The 8,122-nt window shown below is 64.9% G+C and carries 10 protein-coding genes and 2 pseudogenes; 5 read left to right on the top strand and 7 right to left on the bottom strand.

Going from position 1 to position 8,122, the window contains the following annotated elements; all coding sequences use genetic code 11:
* Together EN738_RS26300 and EN738_RS26295 are read right to left on the bottom strand one after the other, a co-directional pair.
* Window positions 1-408 (bottom strand): annotated as a pseudogene (locus EN738_RS26300) (TIGR02281 family clan AA aspartic protease); the annotation flags it as partial.
* Between the two features lie 13 nt (window positions 409-421).
* Window positions 422-655, bottom strand: coding sequence for a DUF1289 domain-containing protein (locus tag EN738_RS26295; RefSeq protein ID WP_127286247.1), 234 nt, complete (start codon window positions 653-655; stop codon window positions 422-424).
* A gap of 162 nt (window positions 656-817) precedes the next feature.
* Here EN738_RS26295 and EN738_RS26290 point away from each other — a divergent pair, with 162 nt between their 5' ends.
* A complete protein-coding gene (locus tag EN738_RS26290; RefSeq protein ID WP_127286246.1) occupies window positions 818-1,816 on the top strand; it encodes a nicotinate-nucleotide--dimethylbenzimidazole phosphoribosyltransferase in 999 nt (332 codons plus the stop codon).
* On the opposite strand, the gene EN738_RS26285 is transcribed toward EN738_RS26290, so the two are convergent.
* The gene (locus EN738_RS26285) at window positions 1,813-3,333 is read right to left on the bottom strand and encodes a HAMP domain-containing sensor histidine kinase (protein WP_127286245.1); all 1,521 of its coding nucleotides are present in this window, start codon (window positions 3,331-3,333) and stop codon (window positions 1,813-1,815) included. The two genes, EN738_RS26290 and EN738_RS26285, sit on opposite strands and share 4 nt — an antisense overlap.
* Window positions 3,334-3,408: 75 nt before the next feature.
* Between EN738_RS26285 and EN738_RS26280 the strand changes: the two genes are divergently transcribed.
* From EN738_RS26280 to EN738_RS26265, 4 genes and pseudogenes are all read left to right on the top strand, one after another.
* Window positions 3,409-4,032, top strand: coding sequence for a thermonuclease family protein (locus EN738_RS26280; protein WP_127286244.1), 624 nt, complete (start codon window positions 3,409-3,411; stop codon window positions 4,030-4,032).
* A 34-nt stretch (window positions 4,033-4,066) separates the two neighbouring features.
* Window positions 4,067-4,678, top strand: coding sequence for a glutathione S-transferase (locus EN738_RS26275; RefSeq protein ID WP_127286243.1), 612 nt, complete (start codon window positions 4,067-4,069; stop codon window positions 4,676-4,678).
* A gap of 7 nt (window positions 4,679-4,685) precedes the next feature.
* Window positions 4,686-5,303 (top strand): annotated as a pseudogene (locus tag EN738_RS26270) (uracil-DNA glycosylase family protein); the annotation flags it as partial.
* Between the two features lie 144 nt (window positions 5,304-5,447).
* Window positions 5,448-5,939, top strand: coding sequence for an Lrp/AsnC family transcriptional regulator (locus tag EN738_RS26265; RefSeq protein ID WP_126054500.1), 492 nt, complete (start codon window positions 5,448-5,450; stop codon window positions 5,937-5,939).
* A gap of 45 nt (window positions 5,940-5,984) precedes the next feature.
* Here EN738_RS26265 and EN738_RS26260 read toward each other — a convergent pair whose 3' ends face one another.
* The 4 genes from EN738_RS26260 to EN738_RS26245 all read right to left on the bottom strand — a co-directional run.
* On the bottom strand, window positions 5,985-6,554 hold the full coding sequence (locus tag EN738_RS26260) for a DUF3299 domain-containing protein (RefSeq protein WP_127286241.1): 570 nt from the start codon (window positions 6,552-6,554) through the stop codon (window positions 5,985-5,987).
* A gap of 46 nt (window positions 6,555-6,600) precedes the next feature.
* The gene (locus tag EN738_RS26255; RefSeq protein ID WP_127286240.1) at window positions 6,601-7,179 is read right to left on the bottom strand and encodes a GNAT family N-acetyltransferase; all 579 of its coding nucleotides are present in this window, start codon (window positions 7,177-7,179) and stop codon (window positions 6,601-6,603) included.
* Entirely contained in the window at window positions 7,139-7,843 is a 705-nt protein-coding gene (locus EN738_RS26250) for a DNA alkylation repair protein (RefSeq protein WP_127286239.1), read from the bottom strand. Before EN738_RS26250 ends, EN738_RS26255 begins: the two co-directional genes overlap by 41 nt.
* An 8-nt stretch (window positions 7,844-7,851) precedes the next feature.
* Window positions 7,852-8,122, bottom strand: a 271-nt coding sequence (locus tag EN738_RS26245) for an NAD-binding protein (RefSeq protein WP_145966934.1), incomplete at its 5' end; no start/stop codon positions are given.

Here is an 8,122-nt window from a genome sequence, read left to right as displayed (position 1 = left end):
CACCGGCGCGCCGTTGATCAGGATGCGCGCCTCGAAATGGCCATTGTCGGCCTTGTCCAGGGTGACCGTGGCGTGGCCGTCCTCCACGCCCAGCGCCAGCGGGCTGCCGGGGACAAGGCCCGCCGTCACCCGGCTGGCGACGTCCTGCAGCTCATAGCGGTATTGATAGCCGGCGATCAGCGCCAGCACGATGACGGCCCAGGTGCCGAGATTGCGGGCCATGTCGCCGAGCGGCCTGCCGGAGCGCAGCAGGCCGGCGCCGATCAGCGTGCCGAACGCGCCGAGCCAGATCAGCCGGCTGAAATCGTAGTTGTCGACGCCAAACGTGCTGCCCGCCGAATCGTTGAGCATCAAAAGCAGCGCGCCGGCGCCGATCACCACCATCAGGATCCAGAACAGGCGGTTCATCGGTGTTGCCCCTTCACGACAACGCGTCGCGCTCGCGCGCCATGCGGGTGCGGCGGGTCTCCCGGCGCGGCCGCCGCTCCACCGTCTCCAGCCGTGCCGGCAACTCGGCCATGACAGCGCGGCGAACCTCCGGAGTCATCCCGATCCAGGCGGAGATCTCGTCGCGCGTGCGGCCGCAGCCGAAGCAGAAGCCGGTTTTCATGTCGATCGAACAGACCAGGATGCACGGGGATTCGATGGCCGTCATGATGTTCTCTTGCGCTACTTCCACATGGTGCAACGTCCATGCCAATGCAAGCCCCACGGAATGCGCCGCGCTTTGCTGCTTTCACGGCAAGCCCAGAAGGTTGTGCTGGCGCAGCAAGGCGGTTATGCCGCTCAAACCTTCCAGCAAACCATTGTAGGCCGCATGACCAGCGCATCGCCTTTCAACGATTTTCGCAACCTTCTGGCAAACCTGCCGCCGGCCGATCAGGCGGCCGAGGCGCGCGTGCGCGCGCTGTTTGCCAAGGTCGACAAGCCCAGGGCCTCGCTTGGCCGCGTCGAGGACATCGCTGCCTGGCTCGCTGCCTGGAGCGGGCAGGCGCCGCCGGCGGTCAGGCGGCCGCAGGTGGCGATCTTCGCCGGGAACCACGGCGTCCCCCGCCATGCCGTCTCGCCGCGGCCGGTGGCGGCGACCGCCAATGCAGTGGAACTGTGCGCGGCCGGGGGAGCGGCGATCAACCAGGTCTGCATCGCCAACGACCTCGGCCTCAAGGTCTTTGACCTGGCGCTGGATGTTGCGACCGGAGACATCACCGAGGAAGCCGCGCTCGACGAACGCGGCTGCGCCGCCACCATGGCCTTCGGCATGGAAGCGGTCGCCGGCGGTGCCGATCTCCTTTGTCTCGGCGATCTCGGCGTCGGCAATTCCACCGTCGCCGCCGCTCTGTGCGCCGCGCTGTTCGGCGGCGCTGGTATCGATTGGGTCGGGCCCGGATCGGGCGCCGACGCGGCGATGATGGCGCGCAAGGCTGAAGCGGTCGATCGGGCGCTTGCCTTTCACGGCGCCGGCCTCAGCGATCCGCTCGAAGCCTTGCGCCGTGTCGGCGGCCGCGAGTTCGCGGCGATCGCCGGCGCCATCCTCGCTGCCCGCATGCAGAAGATCCCGGTGCTGCTGGACGGATTTGCGGCGACGGCGACGGCCGCTGTTCTGCACGCCGCCAACCCAGCGGCGATCGCCCACTGCCTGGTGGCCAGCCTGTCGCCGGAACCGGGACACGCCAGGGCAATCGAACGGCTTGGCTTGCGGCCGTTGCTCGATCTTGGCGTCAGCCATGGCGAAGCTGTGGGAGCAGGCCTTGCCGCCGGCCTGGTCAAGGCTGCCGCCCTCACCAGTTCCGGCATGGCGGCCGCGGCCCGGACCTAGCGCCGGCGCGCCGCGACCGTCTTGGTCGGCAGGGCCGGCAGTTCCTCCATCACCCGGCTGAGCGGGAAGATGGCGATCGCCTCGGTGCCCTCGCGCAGCTTGGAGTGAAGCTCGAATTCGCCGCCATGCATGGCGAGCAGGCCCTGCACGATCGGCAGGCCGAGGCCGGTGCCTTGCTCGGCGCTCTTGATGGCGATCGAACCCTGGCCGAAGGCTGAAAGCACGACCGGGATTTCTTCCTCCGGAATGCCCGGCCCATTGTCCTTGACCGAGATGTATTGCCCGCCGCCGGCGGTCCAGCCGACGCGCACGCGAACCTCGCCGCCGGACGGCGTGAACTTGATGGCGTTGGACAGGAGGTTGAGCGCGATCTGCCGCACCGCGCGTTCGTCGGCGAACAGGCGCGGCAAGGTGGTTTCGAAATCCTGGATGACGCGGATGTCCTTGTTGCGCGCCTTCAACTCCATCATGTGGCAGCAGTCCTCGGCGATGGTGAGCAGCATTACCGGCTCCTCGTTGAGCTGGTACCGGCCAGCCTCGATGCGCGACAGGTCGAGGATCTCGTTGATCAGGTCGAGCAGATGCTGGCCGGACTCGTGCACGTCATGAGCATAGTCGCGATAGGTGGGGTTGTTCATCGGGCCGAGCACTTCATTGGCCATCACTTCGGAAAATCCGAGAATGGCGTTGAGCGGGGTCCTGAGCTCATGGCTCATCGAGGCGAGGAAGCGCGACTTCGCCAGATTGGCATCCTCGGCCCGACGCCGCGCCTCGTCCGACATCGATTTCGCCGTTTCGACCTCGGCGATCAACGCATCCTTCTCCGAACGGAATGACATCAGCATCAGCGATGCCTGGTTGAGATTGCGCGCGACGTAGGCGAAGAAGGGCAGGGCGGTGACCAGCAGCGCGGCCATGATAACCTCGATCGGCAGCCACGTTCGTGCTCCGGCATAGGCATAGACGGCGACGGGAATCGCGAAGGTCGCCAGCAGCGCGCCGCCCAGCGAGGATGCCATCACCGCGGTGGCCGCCATGGCGACCAGAAGCACCATCGCCTTGACCACCTGGAACTGATCGATCTGGCAGGTGTCGCAACCGAACCAGGCGAACCAGGCCCAGCCAAGGCCGCACAGGAAATGCCCGATGAGGAAATCGCGCCGCGCCTGCGACGGATCGATCTGGGACGCTTCCGTCCGCTCGATGCGCCGCGCCATGAAGGCGACGATCGCGTAGCAAAGCAGGGTGAACAGCGCCCAGATGCCGATCTTCTTGTCGAGGCCGGCCAACAGGCCGGTCGCGGCGATCGCCAGCACCAGGATCGGTATGGCGGTCGCGCTGACCACCATGGTGCGGGCATGCAGCTTCAGGAGCTCGCGGTCGAAATCGAGATTGCCGGCCTGCTGCGAAAGACGGTCACGGGTTCTGCGCACCGCGCGCGCCACATCGCTGTTGCGATGCGGTTTCCTGCGGTCCACAATGAATTTGTCCGCTGTGTTCGTGCGTAGCAAAGGCATACAAACTTCAATTTCTGCGCGCAGCGATTTCAATTCGTTAAGCTACGTTCGAATGATTAAGAGACTGTTTGCCATATGAGCCGTTCCTGGTCGCCGAGGCCGCGCCGGCGATACGCTCCGCAGCCGCCTCGCAGCCTGTGGCGGCGGCTTTTCGACTATTGCCTGACCATAGTTCTGCTCGGTCTGCTGATCCTGCTCGCGGCCCGCCTCGACCGCTTCGAGACGCGCGAGGCCGCGGGCGCGGCGATCGTCAATGACGGCGATTCGATCACGCTTGGCGCCACGCGCATTCGCATGCGCGGCATCGACGCGCCGGAGTACCAGCAGACCTGCCGCAGGGGTGGCGCCGACTATGCGTGCGGCAAGCTCGCGCGGCAGTCGCTGGTGCAGCTGATAGGCGGCCGTCCCGTGTCCTGCAGCGGCTGGCAGCAGGACCGCTTTGGCCGGCTGCTTGGTGACTGCAAGGCGGGCGGCGTCGACCTCAACCGCGCCCAGGTCGAGGCCGGCTGGGCCGTCGCCTATGGCGATTTCGAGACCGAGGAGGCCGGGGCCCGCGCCGGCAAGGCGGGCATCTGGGCCGGCACCTTCGACGAGCCGCAGGACTGGCGCGATACGCACGGCCACGGACTGGTCGAAAGGAAGCACGGCACCTTGGCGTCTATCGGCGACGCCTTGCGCGAGTTTTTCCGCTTCCGGTAAGGAGATGGAGCGAGATCGGATCGGGAGGATGACAATGAAGCTGTTCGACGGCGGCCGCGCCCCCAACCCGCGCAGGGTGCGGGTTTTCCTAGCCGAGAAAGGGATCGAGGTTCCGCTGGTGCCTGTCGACATGGGCGCGCCGGAGCACAAGCAGCAGGCCGTGAGTTCGCGCAACCCGCTGCAGCGCCTGCCGGTGCTCGAGCTCGACGACGGCACCATCATCACCGAATCCGTCGCCATCTGCCGCTATTTCGAGGAGCTTAATCCGGAGCCGCCTTTGTTCGGGCAAGGCGCGCTCGGCAAGGCGAAGGTCGAGATGTGGCAAAGGCGCATCGAGCTCAATCTGCTGAGCAGCGTCGCTCAGGCCTTTCGCCACATTCATCCGGCGATGAAGGAATGGGAGGTGCCGCAGGTCCCTGAGTGGGGCGAGGCGAACAAGCCGAAGGCGGTCGAATTCCTGAAGCTGCTCGATGCCGAACTGGCGCAACGCGAATTCGCCGCCGGCGACAGCTTCTCGATCGCCGACATCACCGGGCTGATCGCCATCGACTTCATGAAGCCGGCGCGCATCAGGGTGCCGGAGGAATGCACCAACGTGCTGCGCTGGCACGCGGCGATCTCCAGCCGGCCGAGCGCGGCCGCCTGAGGCCCGGATGAGCGAAGCGCTGGAGAGACTGACGGCAAGGGTCCGCGCCTGCCGCATCTGCGTCGAGAAGCCGCTTGGCCGGCCATTGCCGCACGAGCCGCGCCCGGTGCTGCTGCCGTCATCGACAGCGCGCATCCTGCTTGCCAGCCAGGCGCCGGGCACCAAGGTCCATCTCTCGGGCATGCCGTTCACCGACGCCTCCGGCGACCGGCTGCGCAGCTGGCTTGGCGTAACCAGCGAGGAGTTCTACGACACGGACAAATTCGCAATCGTGCCGATGGGGTTCTGCTTTCCCGGCCAGGATGCCAAGGGCGCCGACCTGCCGCCGCGCCGCGAATGCGCGCCGGCGTGGCGCGCCGAACTGATGGCGCTGATGCCGCAAATCGATCTGGTGCTGACCATCGGCGGCTACGCGCAGTCCTGGCACATGGGCACGGCGCGGCAGTCCTCGTTGACGGAAACCGTCAGGAACTGGCGCGCGATATGGGATGCGCCGGCCGGCCCGAAAGTGTTGCCGCTGCCGCATCCATCGTGGCGAAACACCGGCTGGCTGAAGAAGAATCCGTGGTTTGAAATGGATTTGCTGCCCTTCCTGAGGTCGGAAATCCGCTATCGCCTTGGTTAGGCATACAGCAAGAAAACACCCGCTTTCCGCCTGTCTGGCAGAATTTCTTTCTTGTGAAAGGCCAGAATAAAAGGGATTATGGACAAACTATTCCTCAAAGCGCACGCCACGCAAGCTGGGCGACATGCACTAACGGAGCATCCGATGGACCGCCTTGACCGAAAGATTCTGCGCCTCCTGCAGGAGGATGCGACATTGGCCGTCGCCGATGTCGCCAAGAAAGTCGGCCTGTCGACGACGCCTTGCTGGCGGCGCATCCAGAAGCTCGAGGAAGAGGGCGTCATCAAGCGGCGCGTCGCTATCCTCGACCACGAGAAGGTCAATGTGCGCGTCACCGTCTTCGTGTCGATCCGCACCAATTCGCACAGCCATGAATGGCTGCGGCGCTTCTCCGAGGTGATCCAGGAATTTCCGGAAGTGGTCGAATTCTACCGCATGAGCGGCGACGTCGACTATCTGCTGCGCGTGGTGGTGCCCGACATCGCCGCCTACGACGCCTTCTACAAGCGGCTGATCGCCAAGATCGAGATCCGCGACGTCTCGTCGTCCTTCGCCATGGAGCAGATCAAGTACACGACCGAGATTCCGCTCGACTACATGGTGCTGGATAAGGAAGCCGGCGCCAACGCGGCTTGAGGTGCTGATGCGTGGCCGTTCTCCGGAAAGGTCACGCAAGCCTGCCTAGTTCTTCTTTTTGTTGAGGAAACTCCAGGGCGAGCTGACCGGCAAGGTGACCGTGTCCGGCACCGAGTTGACGCTTGCCACCTCGGCCTTGCGCACCGTGTAGCCCGACTGGATGACCGAGACGCCATCGAGGATGAAGAGTTGGCTCTTCTCCATCCCTGGCTTCAGCACGCCGGTGATGGAGACCGGCTGGTAGGCCTCTGACATCTTGTAGGGATGTGCCGGCGTCACCAGCACGATCTGGTTGGGCGGCGGCGTCGGCATATGGCTGCAGGCGCCCGTCCACGGCACCAGCAGGAACTGGTAGACGAGGTCGCCGTCGCGATCGGTCGGCAGCGCGTAGCCGGCTAATTGAACGGTCTTGTCCTGGAGGCCCAGGGACAGAGTCTCGCCGTGGTCCGGCAGTTTCGCCGCGATCATCGGCATGTTGGCGTCTTCGGCGATCGCCTTGGTCGCCGGCCGCAGGTCCTTCCAGAAGATATGCGCGGTCTCGGCCGAGGCATCGGCGGCAATGGATATGAGCAAAGCAGCGGAGAGCGCGATGGTTGATTGGAGATGCTTGCTCATTGGCTGCTTCCTTTGCACCTGAGTAAAGACGCCGCCGTCCACGGCGTCAACGCTCGAGCCGCATCACATGCCGGCGCGAGCCCGCGGTGCCGATCTCGTGGAAGCCTCGCACCAGGAACATGTCGCGAAAACCCATGAAGCGGTAGCTTGGCGCTGCCTGGTCGACCGGATAGGCCTCGATCACGCGCGCGCCCCTGTCAAAGGCATGGTCAATCGCCGCGTCGAGCAGCGCCGCCGCGACCCCGCCGCCGCGCAGGGCCCTCGGCACATAGAAGCAGACGATCGACCAGACGCCCGTTTCGCTGTCGTCCTGAACCTTTGAGAGCCTGCGATAGGTCTCCCGCGGTGCGACCGAGCACCAGCCGACCGGCTTGCCGTCGACTTCAGCGACGATGCCGACGGGCGTTCCGGCCTCAATCAGCCCCATCATCATGCGCTTCTTCTCGGCGTTCCGGACGTGCTCGCGGCTGTAATGGCGCCAGGCCATGCACCAGCAATATTTCGGCGCGCCCGGCTGTTCGAAAAGTTCCTCGAAATCCGCGCGTGTCGAACGCGTCACCTCCGCGAAGCGGATTTCGGCACCGTCAGCCTTTCCTGGCGGCGATCCGCTCGATCGTCTTGGCATTGGTCAGTTCCTTCACTGCGTCCTTGCCAATCCAGCGCGCCGTCTTGTCGGTCGACTGCGCCAGTCGTTCGGCGACAGCAAGGGCAGCGCCGTGCATTTCCATCGATCGTTTGCCGATCGAACGAAGCGCCCAGTTCACCGCCTTCTTCACGAAGTTTCGGCTGTCGGTGGCATGGACCTCAATGACCGGCAGGAAGTCGAGGAAGGTGGCCACCGGCTCTTTCTTCCGGTGGACGACCGACCAGGCCATCATGGCAAAGGCCGTGCGTCGAACGAACTCCCGTTCGTCGGCGGCGAACTCGTTGACCAGTTCCCTCCAGGAGTCTGTGTCGACGAAGAGATCGGAGACACCGTCGACGATATCCCACGAATCGAAAGACGCCGCCCATTGCCTCGCATCCGCGGCTGAAAACCGCTTCGGGTCGGCCGTCACGGAAGCGATGAACTGCGCTTCCATGATATCGGTTTGCCAGAGTTCGAAGGCGCGTTCATGGTTGCGCTTGATCTTCCTGGCGATCTGCCGCTGCACGCCATGCGGAATGCCGAGCGCGCGCTCGATCTTGATGCCGTAGCGCAGCATGCCTTGGCGATTTTCCTCCGAGCCGATCGAGCGCAGATACGCGACGATTTCGTCGGCGCTCGATTGGGGCGAAAGCTCGGCCATCGCGTTCTCTATTTTTCCAGGCGCGCGAGCAGCGAGGAGGTGTCCCAACGCCGCCCCCCCATTGCCTGCACATCCTTGTAGAACTGGTCGACGAGCGCGGTCACCGGCAGCCTGGCGCCGTTGCGGTCGGCCTCCGCCAGGCAGATGCCGAGGTCCTTGCGCATCCAGTCGACGGCGAAGCCGAAATCGTATTTGCCGGCATTCATCGTCTTGTGGCGGTTCTCCATCTGCCAGGAACCGGCAGCGCCCTTGGAGATCACCTCGATCACCTTCTCGATG

The sequence above is a fragment of the Mesorhizobium sp. M4B.F.Ca.ET.017.02.2.1 genome, assembly GCF_003998955.1.
GTDB classification, from domain to species: Bacteria; Pseudomonadota; Alphaproteobacteria; order Rhizobiales; family Rhizobiaceae; genus Mesorhizobium; species Mesorhizobium abyssinicae.
The sequence above is the reverse complement of the archived record's forward strand: the minus strand, read 5'-3'. Positions and strand labels throughout refer to the sequence as shown.